Here is a 23,119-nt window from a genome sequence, read left to right on the forward strand (position 1 = left end):
GTGGCTTATGGCAGATAACACCTTTAAAGTTTCAATCATAACGCCTGAGCGGACCTTTTATGAAGGAGAGGCGACAATGGTTGAATTTAATACAGTCGAGGGACAAATAGGAGTGCTTCCAAAGCATATCCCTTTGACTACTGTTATTGCGCCGGGCATTTGTACAATCCATGAGGCAGAGTCTGAGAAAAAGGCTGCAGTGCACGCAGGCTTAGCTGAGGTTCTGCCTGACAAGGTAACCTTACTTGCTGAAATAGCTGAGTGGCCAGATGAGATTGATTTGGAAAGAGCCCGCAGCGCCGAAGACAGAGCTAGAGAGCGCTTGGCAAACAAGGACGACGGAATCGATGTGCTGAGAGCTGAGATAGCATTAAAGAAGGCTTTGGTACGCCAGGATCTTAAAGCCTAATTAAAGAAAGATTACTAGTAATAAGGGGAGGTAGGACACCATGTTAGATGCTGATACAAGGCGAGATATTGAAGAACTGAAAAGACAGTTGAAATATTATGAGGACCAGGAAGAAAGCTTGCTAAAGGAACTTGACACCATCCGTGCCCGAAAGACGGACGTCAAGGATAAGCTTAAGGTCCTAAGCGATGACGATAAGTACCAGTCTGACATGCTGGCTATGGTCTATCAGCAGAGGCATGGTAAGCCTGCAGCCAAACCAGAAGAATAATTATTCAAAAATGAATGTGGCGCCGCAAATTGCGGCGCCATTTTTGTTATCTAACCGCTTACTCTTAAAAAAGTACCACTCACTCCCAAAATGAAAAAATAAGCTAAAAATTATTAATATATAGATAAATCAAATTCGAAGGAGGTAATTACTAATGGATATTTTTTGGGGAATATTCGCTGGCGGCGGACATTAAAGGGGGGTGTTCATAATCAGAATACAAGAATATGAAGAATTGAATTTCACATACACACATAAGATACAGTGTTCCTCACGAGATTTTATTGAAGAAGTTCAAAAGAACCAGGATAAATTCAATTCGGATATATTGATAATTGTTGACTCAGAACAGGCAGAGATATATTACAACGACAACAGAAAGAAGGACTTAAAAAATATAAATGTATGGCCAGCGAAGAAAGTACGAATTGAAAGTAATATCTCTGAGTTCAAGTCAAAATTGCAGGAACTTGATACTGTGTTAGACAGTAATAGGATCGAAAATCAGAAAAGATACTGCATAATAAAGTTGATTAGGTTCGACGATAATTTTCTGATTATGGACGTATACTTAAAAACAAAAGAGCGTGTTTTATAAAAAAGAAAATTCCTAATTTACATGGTTGTATTTCATGCAGATACATATGTAATATTAGGGATTTTTTATAAAAAAAGTGCTAGTAAACATTAGGTAAAATATAGTAAAAAAGTATATTAATATATTTAATACAAGAACAGAGTATTATGCTATAATCTAAGAATTATATGGATTAATGGAGACAGAAATGACTATTTTTTGTATTTTAATTCTTTGGTCTTTACTTGAATTTGTTAACTCGTACATCATAGTTAACTATATATTGGAATTAGGGAAAATAAAGAAAAGCAATATCGCTATTTGCCTTAGAATGGCAGTATTTTGGGCAGTCGTCATAGGTTATGGAATAGTAATTGAATCAAATTCTAAATCCATACTTCTGACCTCATTGCTAACAATATTTATGTATATAAAATCCGGTATTGCATTGAGCTCTTTCTTCGATATGAAAGTAAAGCATATATCTCTGATTGCTTTTTTTGTTGGTATCGTATCATTTGTAGGAACCAATATTTTACTGTGGTTACCGTTTATACCTATAGATATGGGATCGGGATTTCTGAAGGAACTGATTTCAGAAATGTTGTTTGCCATAGTTTTATCGATATTAATGGTTTTGAGAAGAAATAATCTTCTTAAGATCTATATAGTGGAATTATCTGTAGCTGATAATTTAATTGCCATAATAATACTGTTTTCAATGGGCGTGGTTGAAAGTTATTTGTATCACACCAATGCTATTTCGTTAAGAATAAAGACAGTAATTGTCTTAGCTATACTTGCAAACGTAATTATGCTGGTAAGAACTCTTTTGATAGTTCGAAAAAAGAAAGCTGTAGAAACTATCAATATTTTGTTGGAAGAGCAGATAGGAAGAGTTACAGAGTACTACAACGATTTAATCGAGAAAGATGGACAGGCAAGGAAATTCAGACATGATATTAAGAATCTCCTTATAGTGCTCCATCAGATGATCTTGGAAAATCAAAACGATAAGGCAGTAAAGTACATAGAAGAACTGTTTGAAATATGTAACAGTTCAAAGGCAAAATTCGATACAGGAAACATAATGGCCGACGCTATCTTAAATGAGAAGAGTGTCAGGGCCGAGCAAAAGGGAATAGAGATTAAAATAGATGGCTTTATCCCTTCTGAAAAGATTAACGACGTGGATATGGTAGTAGTACTTTCAAATATTCTGGATAACGCTATAGAAGCCTGTGAAAAGCTTCAGGGCGAAAAGACTATTTTTCTACATTCAGTCTATAGAAAAAATATTTGGGTTTTAAATGCTGAAAATCCAAGCAACCCGGTTTATCCAAAAAATAATGAGATTGCTACAACAAAAGACGAAAAGGAAATCCATGGATTTGGTCTGTCAAATATAGAAAGAACTGTCAAAAAATATGATGGAAAAATGACCTTGAAATATGAAGACGGTAAGTTTATAAATTCAGTTACATTTATGTTTGACTGATATAGGAGAATAATATGATAAAAATTGCGATATGTGATGATTCAGAATATATGAGAAAGCAGACTGATGATTTGCTTTTAAAGTATTCATTGGAAAAGAATCTGGATTATAGTGTAAAACAATTTGATAATGGCGAAGCTTTGCTTGAGGAAATCGATAGTTTTAATCTGATATTTTTAGATTATCAGTTTGAGGGCAAAGGTGCCGACGGAATGACAATAGCAAAAGAAATAAGAAAGAAAAACTCAGATGTTACTATCATCTTTCTTTCAAGCTATACAAATGTAGTCTTTGAGGCCTTTGAGGTGTCAGCCTTTAGATTCCTTATTAAGCCATTGAGCGAGGAAAGCCTTTACACAACAATGGATGACTATATGAAAAGCATACAGTCGGACAAGACAATTCTTATTAAGGTGGATGGAACAAACCACATTATTTACGAGAGTCAGATTACATATATAGAAGCTAATGGTAAAAAGGCCATTATTCATCTGGCAAATGATTCAGAGCCAATAGAGGTGAATGAAACCTTATCAGATGTTGAAGAAAAGATTACTGAGAATTGTTTTAATCGCTGCCATAAGTCATTCGTGGTAAATATGAAGTATATCGATTCCTTCTGTCATACAGATATTATCCTGACAAATAAAGAGTCAGTAATGGTCAGCAGACAAAAATATAAGTCATTTTGCGATGCTTACGCAGAATATATATCGAATAATTAAATACCAAACAGGTCAAAAACTGGAGTGAATGGTTACCGTTCACTCCAGTTTTTTTGTTAAAAAGTAAAAACAATAGCCGTTTATAACCAAAGGAGTGCTATACAGTCCAAAAATGAAAAAAAAGATAAATACATGAGAAAATAAGTACAACAAAGGAGGAAATGACATGGGAAGCGGTTACGTCGTAGAAGGTATTATAAGACCTGAAAAATTTGGCGGGATTTATTACGAGAGAGACAGATTAGTTATCGAGATGTTAAATTCCGTTGGATATGAAATCTTGAAGCTACTTAAAGAAGATAAGAACGAAGCAGAGATTGTAGAAGCTCTCAAGAACGAATATGGAGTTGAAGAAGACATTATTAAAAATGATGTGAAAGCCTTTATTGAATATTTGCTAAAAAGCAAATATATCCGTTCAGAAAAGGAAGTAGTGTCAGAGCAAACCGAAACAAAGAAGACAGCTAATACAGCAACAATGTTTAGCAATAAAGATTTTGTTTTGGGAATGGAGCCATATGAACTGGCTACTCCACTGAAGGTACTTTTAGAGCTAACTTATTCTTGTAACTTAAGATGCATTCACTGTTTCGCAGATGCAGATTACTGTACAAAGATTGAGAATCATAATAATGAGCTTGGTTATGAAGACTGGTGCAAGGTCATTGATAACATCGTGAAAAACAATGTATTCGAAATTCTTCTTTCTGGTGGCGAGGCGACAATGCGAAAGGATCTCTTCAAAATTGCTGAATATATTCAGTCGAAGGGAAGAAGCTACAGTTTATTAACTAACGCCACATTAATTGATGAAGAAAAGGCAAAGATGCTGAAGCGTACAGGATGTGCAAAGGTAGAAAGTAATCTGGATGGTTACGATGCAGAAACATACGAAAGCTTCAGAGGTGTAAAGGGTTCTTTTGATAAGACAGTTAAAGGAATTCAAGCCTGCCTTAACGAAGGCATTCCAGTGCGATGCAATGTTATGGAAACAAAGGTCACTGTATTTAATCTGAAAAAGATTGTAGACAAGGCCTATGAAATCGGCGTCAGAGAAGTATGCGTAATTCCACTTGAAAATGGTGGTAGAGCAAAGACTAACGATAAGTTGGCATTTGGCGAACAGGATCAGGAAAAACTATTGGAGTTCTACAAAGATGTTAATGAATGGTTTGATGAGAAATATAAAGATACTGATATGGTTCTCTTCACACCTAATCTCTTTAACAGGGGAGAGGGTCGATTTACAAAGCTGTTCGATATTGCAAATATCATGCCTAGATGTGGTGCCGGCCTTATTCATTGCACTATTAATCCATACGGAATCGTAAAGATGTGCCCATCAGACGAGTCCCTACTTGTCAGAGAGAACAATAGCGCTGTGACACATGATTTAGGAGAAATCTGGAGAAATTCAAGAGTACTTAAGAATGTTAGAAGTTCTAATTTTAAGAAGTGCGTTCATTGCGATAGCGAATGTAACAGACAGTGCCCTATTACACGTACAGAGTTAGAGGGCTCATATGAATATGAGTGTGAAAAGGGAGCGTAGAACATGGGAAGAATTTTATTAGAAAAGGATTTATCAGAATATCTAAAAATAGATTGTGATAAGGTCGCTTTTGACCTCCCTGACAAATTTGTAGCACCAATATCCCTTATTTGGGAGATTACAGGAAAATGCAATTCAAATTGTGTTTATTGTTCTGGATCTTTCCCAATAAAGGTTGTAGAGCTTTCCAAAAAGGAAAAAATTGAGTTGGCTAAGGAAATCTGCAACATGGGTGTGTTTATGATTTGTCTGTCTGGCGGAGAGCCACTCACAAATGAAGATTTGCTGGATATTGTTCCTATATTTTTAGAGAACAACGTTGATGTAATGGTTTGTACTTCAGGATACATGATCGATTACAAGATTCTTGATGAATTATTGAAGATGGGAAGAATTGCTTTCAACATTTCTATCGATTCTGTAAGAGAAAGTATAAACGACTATCAGCGAGGAAGAAATGGTGCTTATGATGCAGCTATAAATCTGGTGGACTACATCAGAAAAAATGAAAGGGTACCATCATTTATCAGTATAGAAGCAGTAGCCACAAAGAAAAACTATACCTATATGGCAGAGTTGGTGAAGTTCTTCAATGAGAAATACGGAATCAATGAGGTGAGAATTCAGCCTGTAGTAACAATGAATACAAAGGTTGTAGAGAAGGGACTTGAGATTCATCAGGAAGAATTCCAGGAATGCCAGAAGGCAGTTAATGATTTCATCGAGGAATACAATGCCAAGATGAATGTTGATGAAAGGACTGTAAATACCTGCGTCAGATTTATTAATCAGTTCAAGCTTATTGAGACTGGTTTGAAAACAGGTAGAACATGGGGCGGTGTAATTACACCAGAGGGTAATTTCCTGCTTAGCGTTTATCTGCCAGAAAATCTTGGAAATGTATATCAGAAAGGCAGTTTTAAGCAGTCCTGGGATAAGAAATTTGCAAATGCATGGCTTGATGTAAGAAAGAAAAGCGAAATTACAAGTCTTAACAGTGTTTACGATATTAAAAAATTATATGTATAAAGGAGTAAATGTATGAAGAAATTTATTAATTTATTTGGTGAAACAAATACCAAAAAGGACATCATGGATGTGGCAGAAGACTTTGGCGATTTGATCGAAGCAAAACTGATTCCTGAAGGCGGCTTTGATGCTCCTCTCTACGTTATGTGGGAGTTAACAAGCAAGTGCCCAAACCAGTGTATGTACTGCTACAATGATTCTCATTTCAAGAGAGAGAACGAGCTTAGCCGTAAGAGAAAGTTCGAGATTGCAGACAGCTTAATTAAGGCAAAGGTTTTCCAGGTATGTTTAACAGGTGGTGAGCCTACATGCTGCCCAGAGTATTTCGATTTAATGAGATACCTTAGAACAAATGGAATTGAAATCGGAACAATCCTCAGTGGCGCTAATTTAGATAAGCAGAAGATTAGAAAGATTGCTCAGTACATCGATATGGTTCAGATCAGTTTGGACGGTTCACGCGCTGAGATTCACGATAAGGTAAGACAGAGAGAGGGTTCATTTGATGAAGCTGTATTTGCAATCAAGGAGTTTGTAGCCCTTGGAAAGCAGGTAAAGGTTTCATTTGCAACAACTAAGTACAACATTGATGATTTTGCAAATACTGCAGAGCTTTGTGCAAAGCTTGGTGTTAGTTCATTAAGAACTCAGAGATTATCTGTTTCAGGAAGAGTAAAGGGTAAGGAAGACGCAATCTACGCTTCAGAGGAGCAGTTTGAGAAGCTTGAGGAGTACATCAACTCCAAGAAGGCTCCATTAATGATCGAATACAGAAGTCCATCTGAGCACGTAGAGTTCGGTATCAAGAATGGATTTGCAACAGTAATGAGAATTAACTCAGAGGGCTTGGTAGGTATCACACCATACATCGATGTATTCTTCGGTGATTTAAAAGAGGAATCATTCACAGAGGCTTGGAACAAGATGAAGATTGGCTGGCACAATGAGAAGATGCTTGATCTTGCAAAGGTTATGAATGAAAGAGAAAACGGCACATTATTAGATCCATTAACAAGCAGATTATATGTTTCATAAATATTAGGAGGAAAGAAAAATGTATACAAACGAAGTACCAAAGTTATTAAACATCAAGTGGAGATATGAAGGAGAAGGAAAGTTCATCATTTATCAGCACCCAATTACAGGAATGTTAGATATTTTGAACCCAGTAGCAAGTATCATTTTTGCTAACTGTAACGGCAAGAATACTGTTGAGGAGATTTGTCACATTATCAAGGATACTTTCACAGGTGTAGATGAGAAGATCATTAGCAATGATGTAGACCAGTTCATTAATTACCTTAAGAAGGAAGAAATTCTGTTTTTAGTTTAAAAGGAGATAGCATGGAGTACAAAAACTTTTTGGAATGCGACATGGACAGTGTATGTGAGTTTATCCTCGATAATCATAGAAACAATCAGCAGGTTGTTTCTATGTACACCTTCAGTCGTATGGTAAGCGAGAGATTAAGAGGAAATATTGAGACAGGAATTGCCTGTATTGCAGATGGAAAGGTTGTAGGTGTAATCACAGCTATTACAGCTAACAAGCAAAACTATTGGGCCATTGGCGTCCTTTATGTAGATGAGGAATACAGAAATAAAGGCATTGCAAAGAGTCTTGTTGAAGAGCTTGAAAAATCTATAGCAGAGAATTGCCACAGTAACTTCAAAGTAAACATTTCTGTTAACAAGAGCAATGAGCCAATAGCAAAAGTATTTGATTACAAGGATTACCTGGTTGAAGGATGTATTAAGGGACTTGTATCAGAGGATGACATGGTAATCATGGGAAAAATACGTCAGGTAGTATGAGGAAATAACAATGATTAGTTCAAGTGTAATAAAGCTAATATTACCTTTGCTTATCTTTAACATTGTTTTAATCGTGGTATCTCTCAGGGATATCTTCAGGAATGGAAAATTCAAACACGGCAATAAAGCAATGTGGATTGTACTGGTAATATTTGTACAAATTCTGGGACCATTAAGCTATTTCTTGATTGGCAGGGATGATTAATATGACGAACGCAAATTACGTTTTAGAAGTAAAAAATCTAAGTAAAAACTTCAAAGAAAAGAAGGTAATAGATAACGCATCTTTTGCCATTAACAGAAATTCCATTGTTGGAATTATTGGTAAGAATGGTGCCGGAAAGACAACCCTGATGCGAATGATAATGGGATTTCTTAAGGCGGATAAGGGTGAAATAACAGTCGATGGAGAGACGGTATCTTTCGGTGAAACAAGCGGGAAAATAGCTTTCATGTCCGATGTGCCTGTTTTCTACGATTACATGACTGCATATGAATACATGAAGTTTGTGGCCGAGCTAAAGGGAATTGAAAAAACAAAAATTAGCGATGTCATTTCAAAGTACTTGGATGCGGTAGGATTGTTGGAAAGCAAGGACAAAAAAATCGGCGGATTTTCCAGAGGCATGCGCCAAAGATTAGGCATAGCACAGTGTTTAATCGGAAATCCCAGCATAATCATTTTTGATGAGCCTATGTCTGCATTGGATCCAGGAGGACGTGCTGAAGTAATAGAAATCATGAAGCGCATAAAAGAAAGAACCAGCATACTTCTATCTACACACCTGGTTTCTGATATCGAAAAGCTTTGTGATGATGTAATCATTTTGGAAAATGGTGAAACCAAAAAAATGGAAAAGGATAGAAGAGAAAATCTTTTTGGTAAAAGCAAAATGATAGAGATTTCTTTTGACTTCCAGCAGGAAGATGAAATGAATCTGTTGGAAGAAAAGCTGAAAAACATGGGGGCGGAATGTAAGAAAAATGGAAACGAGCTCTATGTAATTGATTCAAACAATATTTTCCTGAAGGAAATATATACCTATTTCTCAAAAGAAAGTTCATTACACTATCCAGTTTCCATACGTAGTCTTTCCACAAATGTTGAGGATCTGATATAGGAGTAAAAATGTTGAGGAACATGGCAACCATAATAAAAAAAGAGTTAATAGAATCAATAAGAAAATACCGTTTATTCATTCTGATGGCAGTGTTCATTTTTATCGGATTTATGTCACCTATTGGTACTAAATATCTGGGAGAAATAATGTCTATGTTGCTTCCAGAGGGATATGAAATAAAGGTGAGACAAGCCTCAGAAGTAGAAGCGTATTTTCAGTTTTTCAAGAACATCTCCCAGTTGGGAATGGTGGTTTTCATAGTGGTAAGTTCTGGGCTGATGGCAGATGAATTCGAAAAGAAAACAATAGTATGTCTTCTTACAAAAGGTGTAAGCAGAAGCAAAATCATAATAAGCAAATTTATTGCTGGCGCATTAGAGCTTTTGTTTTGCTACATAACAGCAGTTATTATTTTCCGTTATTACACAGGAGTGTTTTGGAGCAACCAGGTGGAGATAGCAACACTACTGTATTCAAACCTAATAGTCTTTGAATACGGTTTACTAATCCTTGGTCTCAACATATTCCTGGGTACCAAATTTGGAACGAAACTAGCTACGGTTACCAGCTGTATATTCATTAACATTCTTCAGATATTAATGAGTATTCATCCAACTATAGCAAAGTATCTTCCAGTTTCCCTGCTGAGCAATTGTGTATATATCGTTGAGCAGAAGAAGACTGTTTCGGACACCGTTGCAGCAGTGGTTATATCAATGTTAATAACGATTCTTTTGTTAGTGATTTCTATAAAAGCTTTTAAAGAAAAGGAAATAGAACAGTAATGAATGATAAGACATTTGCCATAAAGATTGATGGCGTTACAAAAAGATTTGACCAGAAGGTAGCAGTAAACAACCTTTCACTTACTGTAAATTCTGGAGAAATATTCGGATTTTTGGGTCCCAATGGAGCAGGTAAAACCACTCTGGTAAAAATGATGAATGGAATACTTACTCCTAATGAAGGAATCATAAGTATTGAGGGAATCAATCCTTTCGAGAAGCCTGCAGTAGCCCATAGATACATGGGAACCCTGACAGAGACAGCAAACATGTATGAGTATATGACTGGCGAGGAAAACCTTTATTTCTACGGAAGTGTATTCGGCATGGATAAGGCGGTTCTGAAAGACAGAATCGAAGAACTTCTGGAGGCAGTTGACCTACTGGATGACAAGGATAAGAAAGTGGGAGATTACTCAACAGGAATGAAGAAAAGACTGGCCCTTGCCAGAGCAATCATTCATTATCCTAAGCTTGTTATTTTGGATGAGCCAACATCTGGTTTAGATCCTGAAAACGCCAGGAAGATTAATAGCTTAATAAAAGAATATGTGGCTACAAACAATGCAACAGTATTCATTTGTACCCACCAGCTCCGTTATGCTCAGGATATTTGCGACAGATATGGATTCATTAATAAAGGACATATTATTTGTACAGGAACACTTTCAGAATTAATAGAGAAGAACAGTTTCTCTAATAACATACATTTAAAAGCAAAATTAGGATGCCCTAATAAATTGCTGGATCAGTTTAAAATCCAGGAGGAAATCTATCAAATTCCTTTTACTGATGAGGAAGAGATAGCAGAGTTAATAAAGTCAGTTGTAGTAGATGGAGGAAAAGTATATGAGGCACGACTAAAGAGGCCAACCTTAGAGGACGTATATTTTTCGTTGTTGAATGAGGAGGCATCATGAGTAAGAGCGTATTGGCAATAATTATAAAAGATCTTAAATACATATTAAGAAGCAAGCAGCTAATAGCATTGATGTTGTTAGTGCCCTTGGTATTAACAGTAATTATGCCGTCGATTTTCGTGATTGCAATCAGCAATTTACAGGTGAACATGGAGGACTTCAAAGCCATCATAGAAAAGGTGGTTGGAAAAGAAAATGTGGAACTGGCATATCAAAAACAACTAATTATCAGCTACTTTTTGAATAATATACTTCCAGTATTTTTCATGTTGATACCTACGATGATGTCGACGATTATTTCATCAAATTCATTTATAGGTGAGAGGGAAAAACACACCTTAGAAACCTTATATTATTCACCGATTAAGGTGAGAGATATATTCATAGCAAAAAATGTAGTTTCAATCTGTCTAAGTATGATTCTAAACTTTGCAGTATTCATAGTAATGACAGTAATCATAAATATAGTTCTGTTGGCTGTAGGAATGCCAGCATTCATACCAGGATTAAAATGGCTGATTGTAATTTTATGTACAAGCCTGGCTATCACAATTATATCCACCGGTATTGTAGTTAGTAAATCAAATAAATCAGATTCAGTTGAAGAAGCACAGCAATCTGCCGTATTTATTATTCTTCCGATTATTGGCTTGGTAGTGGGTCAGTTTACAGGTTTCATAATGATTAGCAAACTTATACTAGCCATTGCCAGTTTAATATTCTTAATAATTTCAGTTATGGTTTTGAAATTATTATCTAATAAAAATGATTATTATGCTTAATGAAAATTAGGCATTAATAATAAATATTTTAAAGGGAGGAGGGCAATGATTATGAAGCAGGAATACACTTCACCAGCTAGTTTACGTTTATCAAGCGTAGACAACGAGTACGGAGCAGCTATCGGTGCTGTAGTACTTTGGGTAATTGGTGCTGTTTTCGGTTGGTTAGCAACCTAAAATTAGTATTAATTAATCATTGGGTTGTTAAATAACTCCCAAAAGAAAAAGGAGTGAAATCATAAGATTTCGCTCCTTTTTTAGTGTTTAGTATCTCTTTATCTGATCATCTTCATCAGTAGTGGAATTATCGATTTTACGAATCTCTACTTCATAAGAGTAATCGTCGTTTACCTTTACCATGGCCTTGTCACCAACGTGTTTTCCACGTATGGCTGCGCCTAAAGGTGATTCGATAGAAATCAGACCCTTAAGGGAATTTCCACGAATTGAAGTGACAAGCTTGTAGGTTTCTTCACAGTCATCCTCTGGGATGTAGATGGTAACAGTGTTGTTAATACCAACCTCATCCTCAGCGCTTGTGTCATCAACCACCTCAGCAAACTTAAGCATCTTCTCTAAGTAACGGATGCGGCTGTCGTTCATATTCTTGGCACGCTTGGCCTCGTGATACTCAAAATTCTCGGAAAGGTCGCCCTGCGCACGTGTCTCCTTAACCTCTTCCAAAAGTTTTGGACGGATAACAAGCTTACGCTCATCTATTTCTGCCTGGATTTTATCAATATCCCCCTGGGTAAGTCTTTCGCCCATAGTGTTTCCTCCATTCATAAATATAAAATAATAATAAAGAATTGAAAGTTTAAATGCAAATATAGACAATTAAGTGTAATATAGTAGAGGAAAAAATATTCAGATTTAAAGGGACTAATAATGAACAAAGCAGTAGCAAAAAAGATATTTTGGATGTGCTTTACCTTGGCCTTGTCAATCCTTACTATTTGGGCATTGTTAAAGCAGAACCAAAGCATGTCGATTGAACAATTATTTAAACTTATAATGAGCGCAGATAAAAAGTGGATGATAGCAGCCATTTTATCCGCATTTAGTTATGTTATTTTTGAAGCTATAGCACTTTGTTCCATTTTAAATTCTATATCTCACGAAAAATCCTTTAAAAGAGGATTGCTCTATAGTACTTCAGACGTATATTTTTCTGCAATAACTCCTTCGGCAACAGGTGGACAGCCTGCCAGCGCATTTTTCATGGTAAGAGATGGAATTCCAGGTGGAGTAACATCGGCAGCTCTTGTTTTAAATCTTATGATGTACAATGCTGCCATAGTTTTCCTGGGCGTCATTGCCATTATCATTGCCCCCAGAAGCTTTTTTGATTTTAAATTATCTTCAAAAATACTTATAGGACTTGGGTTTGTGGGACTTACCCTGCTATCACTGGTTTTCCTTTCCATGCTGAGGGGTGGAGAGAGAATTTTTAGAGTAATTAGACGTTTTCTCAAGTTCCTCCATTCAAGAAAAGTATTTCATCGCCTGGATTCTAAACTTGAAAGATTGGATAAAATCGAGCGGGACTACGAGAACTGCTCTGTAATGATTGCCGGAAAAAGAGGAATCATGATAAAAGCATTCTTCTGGAATGTGATTCAAAGAGCATCGCAGATTATAGTACCAGCCCTGGTTTTCATAGCCACTGGAGGAGATGGAAAACTATGGTCACTGCTATTTTCAAAGCAATGTCTGATTACAATCGGCTATAATTATGTTCCAATTCCAGGAGCATTAGGTATTGCTGATTATTTGATGATTGATGGTTTTTCTAGTATTATGTCTAAGGACATGGCATTTAATCTTGATATGATTAGCCGTGGACTTACATTCTACGTTTGCGTCACAATTAGTGGTTTGATTACCTTAATAGGATATTTGAAAGGAAGAAAGAAAAAATGATAGGGGTTTACGACTATACAGTAATTTTGACATATTTATCTACTATTTCAGGTGTTGTTGGAATCATCGTTACAATGACAGGAATTGGCCATCCATATTGCGGAACATTATTCTTAATGCTCTCAGGATTGCTTGATGGTTTTGATGGAAAGGTAGCCCGCACAAAGAAGGATAGAACAGAGATGGAGAAGGAGTTCGGCATCCAGATTGATTCTCTTTCAGATTTGATTTGTTTTGGTGTGCTTCCAGCATCTATCGGTGTTGCACAGCTAAGAGTTAGCGGTATCCTTACAGATTTAGGAAGAAATGTAGAGAGACCAGAACACTACTCAATGATTCTTCTGTTGATTTCTATTGCAGCATTTTATGTACTTGCAGCTCTTATTCGTTTGGCTTATTTCAATGCAACTACAGATGAGAGAGCAGAGGAAGCAAAGATTAAAGGTAAGGCTTATTTCACAGGACTTCCTGTTACTACAGCAGCTTTGATTTTCCCTCTCACTCTTGTGATTCATTGGTTTACAAGAGCTGATTTAACAGTCTTTTATTTCTGGTTAATGTTTATTGTAGCTATTCTGTTTGTTGGAAATTTCAAGGTTCCAAAGCCTAACAAGAAACAGTTTGCTGTGATTATACTTATTGGATTTGTTGAGCTTATAGGCACATTATTAATTCTGTTTTATGAGTAGAAATATGAGTGGATTACAATTTTTATACAATACAAAGTTGGGGCGAATAATACTTCGCCCTTTATTATTAAAACCAGTATCTGATTTTTCAGGCTGGCTCCTTGATTCTAAAGCATCCAAGTGCATTATTAGTGGGTTTGCAAAATCAAATGGAATCAAAATGGAGGATTATATCTTAGATGATATTAACTGTTTCAATGATTTCTTCTGTCGAAGAATAAAGCCGGAGCTGAGACCGCTTGATATGGAGGAAGCCCACCTAATGTCACCATGCGATGGTCTGCTGAAGGTTTACCCTATTTCAGATGATTTGGTGCTTCCAGTAAAGCAGAGTAAGTTTACAATTTCTGATTTACTTAAGGACAAAGAGCTAGCCAAAGAGTTTGACGGTGGATATTGTCTGGTCTACAGACTGTGTGTAAACCATTATCACAGGTATGCATACTTTGAGTCAGGGGAGAAATCGCAGGATGTGGTGATTCCAGGCCTATATCACACAGTGCAGCCTGTAGCCTTAGAAGCTGGTCCTGTTTTTGTAGAAAATAGCCGCCAGTACACAGTATTAAGCACCAAAAATTTCGGAAAATGTGTCCAGATGGAAGTGGGAGCCATGTTAGTTGGTAGAATAGTCAACAACCAGCCTAAGGCAGGGCCTGTTACCCGTGGTCAGGAAAAGGGACATTTCGAATATGGTGGCTCTACTATCATTGTGCTTGTACCAAAAGGGGTAGCAAATATTGATAAAAAACTCCTTGAGGCTTCAGCTGTTGGAGAAGAAACTCCAGTAGTCATGGGTCAGACCATAGGGAATATAGAATTTAACCAATGAAAATGATATAGTAAGTACAGGGTATTATGTAGAAAATGGGGTTAAAATCATGGTTAAAGAAAAGTTTACACAATTAGAAGAAACAGTACTTGAAAAAATCGACGGCCTTGATGTAAGAGACAAGCTGTTTGAACGAAGTTTTAATCACTCTGATATAGAGCGCAATCGCTTTATGCTAAAGGGTGCATTGGCATCGGAGGGCTATGACTGGTGGTGGCACAGCTTCACAGGTCATAACAAAAAGACTGGCGAAGAAAAAGCTTTCTTTATCGAGTTTTTTACAGTTAATCCTGAACTGGGAGGAGATGAGCCAGTATTTGGCCAGTTGCCAGCTAACAAGAAAAATGGTGTTAAGCCATCTTATGTGATGATAAAAGCAGGTTGCTGGGGTGAGAATGCAAGACAGCTTCACAGATTTTTTGGCTGGAAGCAGGTCAACATAAAAGAAGATGCACCATTCCAGATTAGCGCAGATAATTGTTTCCTTTCAGAGAGCCGTACACTTGGTAAGGTGGAGGTTTCAGCAGAAGATGCAGCAGCTCATCCTGAGTGGATGTGCGATGCAGGAAAGATGGTTTGGGACCTTAACATAGAAAAGAACATAGCCTTTAATGTAGGCTATGGTGCCAGCTGGGCATCAAGAGAGCTGGATGCTTTCGAGATGTTCTGGCATGCAGAGGGAATGAAGACCTTCTATAATGGTTCAGTTATCCTGGATGGCGAGGAATATATCGTAGATAAGGATTCCTGCTACGGATATGCTGATAAGAACTGGGGTAAGGATTTCACATCACCATGGGTGTGGCTTGCCAGCTCACATTTAAAGAGCAAGATTTCAGGTCAGTGGCTTGAAAATACAGCATTTGATATCGGTGGTGGTCGTCCAAAGATTAGAACAGGTCAGACCTTTGATAATGTTATCTTAGGTGCCATGTGGTATGAGGGAGAGCCTTACGAGTTCAATTTCTCTAGATTCTGGACTCTCACCAAGACAAAGTTTTATTGCCATGAGGGAGATGATGAAATCACCTGGCAGGTAGAGCAGGAGACACCTCTGGCAAAGATGATAGCGGAGATTTCATGTCAGAAAAAAGACATGTTGCTCATAAATTACGAAGCGCCAAACGGCGAGAAGCTTCACAATCGCCTCTGGAATGGAGGTAACGGAAAGGGCGAAATAAAGCTCTATAAAAAAATATTAAAGACCAAAGATACCGACTCAGAGAAAAAGGCTGAGTTTAAATGGGAATTGGTTGATGATATGGAAGCGTACAACATCGGCTGTGAGTACGGTGAGTACGACAAGAAATAAGCATTAGTTAGGAGATTTTAAAATGGCAGTATTAAGCAATTGTAAGCCAGAGAGAGTATTTCATTACTTTGAGGAGATTTGTAACATCCCTCATCCAAGTTATCACGAGGAAAAGATTAGTGCATACCTTGTAAATTTCGCAAAGGAACACAATCTTGAATATTACACAGACGAACTTTACAACGTAATCATGATTAAGGAAGCATCTGAGGGTATGGAGAATGTAGCTCCAATTATCCTTCAGGGACACATGGACATGGTTGCAGAGCAGGATCCTGACTGCACAAAGGACATGCTTACAGAAGGTCTTGATCTTGAGGTTGTTGACGGATACGTTACAGCAAAGGGCACTACACTTGGTGGTGACGACGGTATCGCTGTAGCTATGGCACTTGCTCTTTTAGAGGATGAGACACTTAAGCACCCACGTCTTGAGGTTATCATCACAGTTTCTGAGGAAGTTGGTATGGAAGGTGCAGCAGGCATCGATGTATCAATGATCAAAGGACGCAAGCTTTTAAACCTTGACTCTGAGGAAGAGGGCCATTTCCTTGCAGGTTGCGCAGGCGGATGCAGAATGGAGCTTGAGTACCCAGCTAAGAAGGAGCAGGTTAAGGGAAATCTTGTTTCAGTAGAGATTAACGATTGTACAGGTGGTCACTCTGGTACAGAGATCGACAAGGGCCGTGCAAACGCCACACTTATGGTTAATAGAATGCTTGCAGCAGCTGCAGAGGTTGCTGATGTTCAGCTTGTAGATTTCGTTGGTGGTACAAAGGACAATGCCATCCCACGTGCTACATCAGCTAAGGTTGTTACAACAGCAGAGGCTGTAAAGGCTATGGAGGCAGAGGCTGCAGCTATCAAGAATGAGTTCGCAGTTACAGATCCAGAGATGAAGATTGATATTAAGAGCCAGGGAGAGGCTTCAGTAGAGGCTGTCAGCGCAGCAGATACAAAGAGAATGATTCAGCTTCTTTCTTGCATGCCAGACGGCGTACAGGCTATGAGCCACGATATTGAGGGCCTCGTTGAGACATCACTCAACCTTGGTATTCTTAAGCTCACAGAAGATGGACTTAACTTCTCATGCGCACTTAGAAGCTCAGTAGACAGCGCTAAGACAGCTCTTATGAGAAAGGTTTCTATGGTAGGAAATGCATTTGGTTGCAAGATTTCTACTCACGGTCAGTACCCAGCATGGGAGTACAAGAGAGATTCAAGCTTCAGAGATGAGCTTGTTGCTCTTTACGAAGAGATGACAGGAGAGAAGGCATTAGTTGAGACTCTTCACGCAGGTGTTGAGTGTGGTCTTCTTGCTTCAAAGCTTCCAGGACTTGATGCAGTTTCAATCGGTCCAGAGATGCATGATATTCATACTCCAAAGGAGCGCCTTGGTATTGCTTCTACAGAGAGAATTTACAACTATGTAAGACGAGTTATTGAGACTAGTAAATAATTAAATAGGATTTTTTCTTAGGGAAGGAGAAGGACTATGCTTAGAATCGGAATGCTTACAAGTGGTGGCGATTGTCAGGCACTGAACGCTGCAATGCGTGGTGTTGTAAAAGGCTTGGCAGCAAATGTTAAGGATCTTGAGGTATACGGATTCTTCAACGGTTACAAAGGTCTTATCTACGGAGACTACAGACTTCTTACCAACCAGGATTTCTCAGGTATTCTTACCCGCGGTGGTACAATCCTTGGTTCCAGCCGTCAGCCATTCAAGCTTATGCGTGAGCCTGACGAGAATGGTCTTGATAAGGTAGAGGCAATGAAATCCAACTACTACAAGCTGAATCTTCAGTGCCTTGTTATCCTTGGTGGAAATGGTACACAGAAGACTGCAAACCTTCTTAGAGAAGAGGGCTTGAACATAATCCATCTTCCAAAGACTATCGATAATGATATTTACGGCACTGATTTGACCTTTGGTTTCCAGAGTGCCATTGATATTGCATGTAATACAATCGACTGCATCCATACCACAGCATCTTCACACAGCCGTGTGTTTATCGTAGAGGTTATGGGACATAAGGTAGGCTGGCTTACACTTTATGCTGGCGTGGCTTCCGGTGCTGATATTATCCTTCTTCCTGAGATTCCTTACGATATCAAGAAGGTAATAAAGGCTATAAATAAACGTGCCGAGGAAGGCAAGGGCTTTACTATCCTTGCTGTTGCCGAGGGTGCTATTTCAAAGGAAGACGCAAAGCTTTCCAAGAAGGAATATAAGAAAAAGCTTGAATCTTCAAAGTACCCATCAGTTTCCTATGAGATTGCAGACCGCATCCAGAAGGAGACAGGTATCGAGGCGCGTGTTACAGTTCCTGGTCACATGCAGCGAGGCGGCAGCCCAGATCCATACGACAGAGTACTTTGTACACGTCTTGGTTCTGCAGCAGCTCAGGCTATTATGGACGGTGACTTTGGAAATATGATTGCCATGGTAAATGGTAAGACAAAGAGAGTTCCACTTGAGGAAGTGGCTGGCAAGCTTAAGGTTGTAGACCCTGATTGCCAGATGATTCAGGAAGCTAAGAGAATCGGTATTAGCTTCGGTGACTAAATATAAAACAGGCAGGTAATTGTTATGTCCTACATGGCATTATATCGAAAGTTCAGACCACAGACATTTGATGATGTTAAGGGTCAGGACCACATCGTTACAACACTTCAAAATCAAATAAAAAGCGACCGTATAGGACATGCATATCTGTTTACAGGTACACGAGGAACAGGTAAGACTACCATCGCAAAGATTCTTGCCCGTACTATCAACTGCGAGAATCCGGTAAATGGCTGTCCTTGTATGGAATGTCAGACCTGCAAGTCTATTACAGCTGGCAATTCCATGAACGTAATAGAAATGGATGCTGCATCAAACAATGGTGTAGATAGCATCAGACAGATTGTAGAGGAGGTGGCATATCCTCCTACAGAGGGCAAATATAAGGTTTACATCATCGATGAGGTACATATGCTATCCACTGGAGCCTTCAATGCCCTTCTTAAGACACTTGAGGAGCCACCTTCTTATGTTGTGTTTATTTTGGCTACTACTGAGGTCCACAAGATTCCAATCACCATCCTCAGCCGTTGCCAGAGATATGATTTCCACCGTATTTCCATCGACACTATCGCAGCACGTCTGCAGGAGCTGATGGTAAAGGAGGGAATAGAGGTAGAGGAAAAGGCTATTCGTTATATCGCCAAGGCCGCTGATGGTTCAATGCGAGACGGATTAAGTCTTTTGGATCAGTGTATTGCATTTTACATTGGCCAGACCCTCACCTACGACAATGTACTTAAGGTTCTTGGAGCTATCGATACAGAGGTGTTCTCAAGACTCCTTAGAAATATTATTGATGGAAATGTTACTTCAGCCATCACTATCCTTGAGGAGATTATCACTCAGGGACGAGATTTGAATCAGTTTGTTGTAGATTTTACATGGTATCTCCGAAACCTGATGCTTATTAAGAGTTCAGAAGATATGGAAGATGCCCTTGAAATGTCATCAGATAATCTTGCACTTCTCAAGGAAGAGGCCAAGATGGTTGACACAGAGGTGTTAATGCGATACATTCAAGTTCTGTCTGCGCTTTCTAACGATATTAAGTATGCAAGCCAGAAGAGAGTATTGATTGAGATTGCATTGATTAAGCTTTGCAAGCCTCAGATGGAGCCAGACATTTCAGCACTTAATAACAGAATGGTTAATCTGGAAAAGAAGGTAGAGGAAGGTGTGCCAGTAGTTATGGCAGCCCCACAGCAGGTTCAGACAGGCGCTACACCCAGTGCAGCTCCTGTAAAAAAGGAGCCACTACCAGCAGCAGTTCCAGAAGAGGTTAAGAAGATTGCCCAGAGCTGGGGTTCAGTGATGGGAAAGCTTCCTGTAAACATTAAGATGTACCTGAAGGAGGTTACCACAGTCACCACCAACGAATCAGGAGATTTGGTGTTGATTTTTGACCAGCCTGAAGGTTCAGGAAGAATGGGTGGAGATTTTGTTAACCGCCCAGAAGTATTAGCAGAGATTTCAGCTGTCATTGAGCAGATGCTTCAAAAGACAGTGAATATAAAGGTAGAAATTAATTCCAGCGGAGTCAGCTCGCAGAACACTAAGACAGATGTGAGAGATTTCTTCGCAAGTGTAGGAATTGAGATTGAACAAGACGAAGATTAGGAGGAATAGAAGATATGGGTAAAGGAAGAGGCGGATTTCCAGGCGGCGGTATGCCAGGTAACATGAGCCAGCTTATGAAGCAGGCACAGCGTATGCAGCGTCAGATGGAGGAAGCTCAGGCACAGCTTGAGGAGACTGAGATGACAGGTACTGCAGGTGGCGGTGTTGTTGAGGTTACAGTTTCAGGTAAGAAGGAAATCACAAAGATTAAGATTGATCCAGAAGCAGTTGATCCAGATGATGTTGAGATGCTTGAGGATCTTGTAATGGCTGCAGCAAACGAGGCACTTCGTAAGGTTGATGAGATTAGCGCAGCTTCTATGTCTAAATTTACTGGTGGATTAGGACTTTAATTAATGGAATATTACAGCAAAGAAATTAGCAACTTAATAGCGGAGCTAAGTGATTTGCCTAGCATTGGAAGTAAGTCAGCCCAGCGGCTGGCTTTCCATATATTAGGAATGGACGAGGACAAGGTAAATGATTTGGCCAATGCCATTATTCAGGCCAGAAAAAATGTCCGTTACTGCAAGGAGTGTTTCACTCTCACAGACGACGAGCTTTGTCCGATATGCTCTAATCCAAAGCGAAACAAAAATATTATAATGGTTGTGGAGGACACCAGAGACCTGGCTGCTTACGAGAAGACAGGAAAGTTTGAAGGTGTGTATCACGTTCTTCACGGAGCCATTTCTCCTATGGCGGGAATCGGCCCTGGAGATATTAAGCTGAAAGAACTTATGGTTCGCCTGCAGCAGAATGATGTGGAGGAGGTTATCGTAGCCACCAATTCATCTCTTGAGGGTGAGACCACAGCGGCCTACATTAGCAAGCTTATTAAGCCAACGGGAATTCGTGTAAGCCGTATTGCTTCTGGTGTTCCAGTAGGCGGAAACCTTGAATATATCGATGAAGTTACTCTTCTTCGCGCTTTAGACGGAAGAACGGAATTGTAGAAAATGTTTAAAATCAGTACTCCTCAGGGAGTACTTTTTTTATAGTTTTTTAAGGATAATCGTAGTATGATATCGAAATCTTATGTTTTGTAGAAAGGAATACTATGTTTTTAAATAGGTATGAAATTCATGAAAGAGGGGATAAGGTTTCTTTTAGAGATAGCAGAGTAGCCTGGGTTTATATCCTTATCTTTTTGTTATTTGGTGGACTTACAATTTTATTTGCAATACTAAGCGGCGTTGGACACTATGATGATTTTTCTGCAACGGTGCTTATTATTTTTTTTGGAGTTATTATTACCTGCTTATTCGTTTCCTGTTGCGAAGTAAAATTTGTTGTCACACCTGAATATATATCAGCAAAATACGGATTGATTGGCCGTAAGTTCAAATTTAACAATGTTGATATATGTTATGTAAATTCAGAGAGATATATCACCCTGATGGATGAAAAGGGCAGGGAACTTACTTTAAATTTACAACATCTTCCAGAAGAAGCAGGAGACTATGTTACAAGAGCTGCCAGAGAAAATCAGGTTAAAGTTAGAAGTATAGGTTTGTTTGAATCCAACGAAAATACAACTAACAATAGCTATAATTTCAAACTCGTTCAGAAGGCCTATGTCTTAGGAATAGTAATGTTTATCGGTTTTATTCTGGCCATTGATATTCCTTTAACAGAAGTCTTAATTGAGGGTGTTGAGGATCAGGGCACGTTTATACTAGTTCTTGTAATTATGATTGCTAACACTGCATTTTGGCTATTTTTCATTCTTAGATATACACAATTTATTTATATTAACGGCCAGGAGATTGAAATCCGAGGACTGATAAGAAAGCCTCGTGTATTTAACGTAAAAGATATTTCATACGTATACACACACGAGAATAAATACAATACAAAAGCCGGTTCCTATCAGGTGGAGGAAATGGACATCTATGTTGATGGCGAACTTGTAAAGATTCCATCTCGTATTGGCAGAGGCTACAAAAAATATGATATGTTTGTAGCATTTCTTCAGGATAACGGTGTTCCATTTTCACTTACAAAGGATGAAAAGATTACCTATAAAGAGGTTGAAGAGAAAAGCCAGCAGGAGATTCCAGAGTTATTAAATCTCGATGAGCATGCCTTTACTTGTGATGATAATTACATAATTGAAAATGGTATTTTCCAGGGAATGAAGCTTGAGGAGGAACCTGAAGAAGAAATAGATTATTCAGATTACCATAAGGGCATAAAGAGGTTTTTAGTATTTGCAAAATTGTTCCATGTATTAGGTCAAATTTCCTTGATTATAGCTATGATAGCTTTAAAGGCAGACCTTCTAAGTTTCTTACAGGCAATAATTATACCGGGTTCATGTTATTTACTGCTATTTATATTTGCGACCTTATGTGATTTATATTGTTATTCTGTAATCACAAAGGATGCATCTTGCTATCCGGCTACAGTGTTTAGCGCATATCAGATAGAAGATGATTTGACTGTTTTTTATGCCTATAACGCAGGCTCAACTGTAAGGGTAGCAGAACCATATGAGGCAAATAAAAAGCTGGATTATTATTTAAAACGATATGGTGAACCTACTTATATTTGGTCTAACTTTGAGAAGGCACCAGTCTTTATCGAAGGGGATGTTGACGGTCCAAAAGGCAAGGGCAAGTACGTAGGTAAGCTGATTCTTTTAATCACGATATTATTCCTGTTATTAGCAGTTTTCTTTGGCTAGGAAA

Annotated in this window: 27 protein-coding genes; 26 read left to right on the forward strand and 1 reads right to left on the reverse strand. The window is 38.4% G+C overall.

Annotated features, from left to right (window positions below):
• Window positions 1–7 precede the first annotated feature (7 nt).
• The 16 genes from atpC (at window position 8) to G592_RS17940 (ending at window position 11,661) form a co-directional block, all read left to right on the forward strand.
• Window positions 8–409, forward strand: coding sequence for an ATP synthase F1 subunit epsilon (atpC, locus tag G592_RS0107255; RefSeq protein WP_028247241.1), 402 nt, complete (start codon window positions 8–10; stop codon window positions 407–409).
• Window positions 410–449: 40 nt separating this feature from the next.
• A complete protein-coding gene (locus G592_RS0107260) occupies window positions 450–680 on the forward strand; it encodes a hypothetical protein (protein WP_028247242.1) in 231 nt (76 codons plus the stop codon).
• Between the two features lie 202 nt (window positions 681–882).
• On the forward strand, window positions 883–1,278 hold the full coding sequence (locus G592_RS18130) for a DUF5975 family protein (RefSeq protein WP_028247243.1): 396 nt from the start codon (window positions 883–885) through the stop codon (window positions 1,276–1,278).
• Between the two features lie 187 nt (window positions 1,279–1,465).
• Window positions 1,466–2,755 (forward strand): sensor histidine kinase, encoded by a 1,290-nt coding sequence (locus G592_RS0107270; protein WP_028247244.1) that lies wholly within the window; start codon window positions 1,466–1,468, stop codon window positions 2,753–2,755.
• 14 nt (window positions 2,756–2,769) lie between these two features.
• The gene (locus G592_RS0107275) at window positions 2,770–3,480 is read left to right on the forward strand and encodes a LytR/AlgR family response regulator transcription factor (RefSeq protein ID WP_028247245.1); all 711 of its coding nucleotides are present in this window, start codon (window positions 2,770–2,772) and stop codon (window positions 3,478–3,480) included.
• Window positions 3,481–3,646: 166 nt separating this feature from the next.
• Window positions 3,647–5,032 carry a PqqD family peptide modification chaperone gene (locus G592_RS0107280; RefSeq protein ID WP_028247246.1) on the forward strand — a complete coding sequence of 462 codons (1,386 nt, stop codon included), beginning with the start codon at window positions 3,647–3,649 and terminating at the stop codon, window positions 5,030–5,032.
• Window positions 5,033–5,035: 3 nt separating this feature from the next.
• The gene (locus G592_RS0107285; protein WP_028247247.1) at window positions 5,036–6,061 is read left to right on the forward strand and encodes a radical SAM protein; all 1,026 of its coding nucleotides are present in this window, start codon (window positions 5,036–5,038) and stop codon (window positions 6,059–6,061) included.
• Between the two features lie 12 nt (window positions 6,062–6,073).
• Complete coding sequence (locus tag G592_RS0107290) at window positions 6,074–7,096, forward strand: radical SAM protein (RefSeq protein ID WP_028247248.1); 1,023 nt, start codon at window positions 6,074–6,076, stop codon at window positions 7,094–7,096.
• A gap of 19 nt (window positions 7,097–7,115) precedes the next feature.
• The gene (locus G592_RS0107295; RefSeq protein WP_028247249.1) at window positions 7,116–7,394 is read left to right on the forward strand and encodes a PqqD family protein; all 279 of its coding nucleotides are present in this window, start codon (window positions 7,116–7,118) and stop codon (window positions 7,392–7,394) included.
• A gap of 11 nt (window positions 7,395–7,405) precedes the next feature.
• The gene (locus tag G592_RS0107300; protein WP_028247250.1) at window positions 7,406–7,876 is read left to right on the forward strand and encodes a GNAT family N-acetyltransferase; all 471 of its coding nucleotides are present in this window, start codon (window positions 7,406–7,408) and stop codon (window positions 7,874–7,876) included.
• A 10-nt stretch (window positions 7,877–7,886) separates the two neighbouring features.
• On the forward strand, window positions 7,887–8,081 hold the full coding sequence (locus tag G592_RS0107305) for a PLDc N-terminal domain-containing protein (RefSeq protein WP_036952175.1): 195 nt from the start codon (window positions 7,887–7,889) through the stop codon (window positions 8,079–8,081).
• Between the two features lies 1 nt (window position 8,082).
• Entirely contained in the window at window positions 8,083–8,997 is a 915-nt protein-coding gene (locus G592_RS15895) for an ABC transporter ATP-binding protein (protein WP_051194806.1), read from the forward strand.
• Window positions 8,998–9,005: 8 nt separating this feature from the next.
• The gene (locus G592_RS0107315; RefSeq protein ID WP_028247253.1) at window positions 9,006–9,782 is read left to right on the forward strand and encodes an ABC transporter permease; all 777 of its coding nucleotides are present in this window, start codon (window positions 9,006–9,008) and stop codon (window positions 9,780–9,782) included.
• A complete protein-coding gene (locus G592_RS0107320; RefSeq protein WP_028247254.1) occupies window positions 9,782–10,702 on the forward strand; it encodes an ABC transporter ATP-binding protein in 921 nt (306 codons plus the stop codon). Before G592_RS0107315 ends, G592_RS0107320 begins: the two co-directional genes overlap by 1 nt.
• Complete coding sequence (locus tag G592_RS0107325; RefSeq protein WP_028247255.1) at window positions 10,699–11,484, forward strand: ABC transporter permease subunit; 786 nt, start codon at window positions 10,699–10,701, stop codon at window positions 11,482–11,484. Before G592_RS0107320 ends, G592_RS0107325 begins: the two co-directional genes overlap by 4 nt.
• 45 nt (window positions 11,485–11,529) lie before the next feature.
• Entirely contained in the window at window positions 11,530–11,661 is a 132-nt protein-coding gene (locus G592_RS17940; RefSeq protein ID WP_278244630.1) for a hypothetical protein, read from the forward strand.
• 87 nt (window positions 11,662–11,748) lie between these two features.
• Here G592_RS17940 and G592_RS0107335 read toward each other — a convergent pair whose 3' ends face one another.
• Entirely contained in the window at window positions 11,749–12,252 is a 504-nt protein-coding gene (locus G592_RS0107335; RefSeq protein ID WP_028247256.1) for a GreA/GreB family elongation factor, read from the reverse strand.
• A 120-nt stretch (window positions 12,253–12,372) separates the two neighbouring features.
• On the opposite strand from G592_RS0107335, the gene G592_RS0107340 reads away from it, so the two are divergent.
• The 10 genes from G592_RS0107340 to G592_RS0107385 all read left to right on the forward strand — a co-directional run bounded on the left by G592_RS0107340 (window position 12,373) and on the right by G592_RS0107385 (window position 23,115).
• Window positions 12,373–13,407 carry a lysylphosphatidylglycerol synthase transmembrane domain-containing protein gene (locus tag G592_RS0107340; protein ID WP_028247257.1) on the forward strand — a complete coding sequence of 345 codons (1,035 nt, stop codon included), beginning with the start codon at window positions 12,373–12,375 and terminating at the stop codon, window positions 13,405–13,407.
• Window positions 13,404–14,096 carry a CDP-alcohol phosphatidyltransferase family protein gene (locus G592_RS0107345; protein WP_028247258.1) on the forward strand — a complete coding sequence of 231 codons (693 nt, stop codon included), beginning with the start codon at window positions 13,404–13,406 and terminating at the stop codon, window positions 14,094–14,096. Before G592_RS0107340 ends, G592_RS0107345 begins: the two co-directional genes overlap by 4 nt.
• Window positions 14,097–14,100: 4 nt before the next feature.
• On the forward strand, window positions 14,101–14,925 hold the full coding sequence (locus G592_RS0107350; RefSeq protein WP_036952179.1) for a phosphatidylserine decarboxylase: 825 nt from the start codon (window positions 14,101–14,103) through the stop codon (window positions 14,923–14,925).
• Between the two features lie 49 nt (window positions 14,926–14,974).
• Window positions 14,975–16,237 carry a hypothetical protein gene (locus G592_RS0107355; RefSeq protein WP_196801824.1) on the forward strand — a complete coding sequence of 421 codons (1,263 nt, stop codon included), beginning with the start codon at window positions 14,975–14,977 and terminating at the stop codon, window positions 16,235–16,237.
• A gap of 22 nt (window positions 16,238–16,259) precedes the next feature.
• Complete coding sequence (locus G592_RS0107360; protein ID WP_028247261.1) at window positions 16,260–17,696, forward strand: aminoacyl-histidine dipeptidase; 1,437 nt, start codon at window positions 16,260–16,262, stop codon at window positions 17,694–17,696.
• Between the two features lie 36 nt (window positions 17,697–17,732).
• Entirely contained in the window at window positions 17,733–18,806 is a 1,074-nt protein-coding gene (locus tag G592_RS0107365; protein ID WP_028247262.1) for a 6-phosphofructokinase, read from the forward strand.
• Window positions 18,807–18,830: 24 nt separating this feature from the next.
• Window positions 18,831–20,426, forward strand: a complete 1,596-nt coding sequence (dnaX, locus tag G592_RS0107370; protein ID WP_028247263.1) for a DNA polymerase III subunit gamma/tau — start codon at window positions 18,831–18,833, stop codon at window positions 20,424–20,426.
• A 14-nt stretch (window positions 20,427–20,440) separates the two neighbouring features.
• The gene (locus G592_RS0107375; RefSeq protein ID WP_028247264.1) at window positions 20,441–20,779 is read left to right on the forward strand and encodes a YbaB/EbfC family nucleoid-associated protein; all 339 of its coding nucleotides are present in this window, start codon (window positions 20,441–20,443) and stop codon (window positions 20,777–20,779) included.
• A 3-nt stretch (window positions 20,780–20,782) separates the two neighbouring features.
• Entirely contained in the window at window positions 20,783–21,382 is a 600-nt protein-coding gene (recR, locus tag G592_RS0107380; RefSeq protein WP_028247265.1) for a recombination mediator RecR, read from the forward strand.
• A gap of 104 nt (window positions 21,383–21,486) precedes the next feature.
• Window positions 21,487–23,115: a hypothetical protein gene (locus tag G592_RS0107385; RefSeq protein ID WP_028247266.1), complete on the forward strand. Its 1,629-nt coding sequence runs from the start codon at window positions 21,487–21,489 to the stop codon at window positions 23,113–23,115.
• Window positions 23,116–23,119 lie beyond the last annotated feature (4 nt).

Source organism: Pseudobutyrivibrio ruminis CF1b, from assembly GCF_000424005.1.
Taxonomy (GTDB): domain Bacteria; phylum Bacillota; class Clostridia; order Lachnospirales; family Lachnospiraceae; genus Pseudobutyrivibrio; species Pseudobutyrivibrio ruminis_C.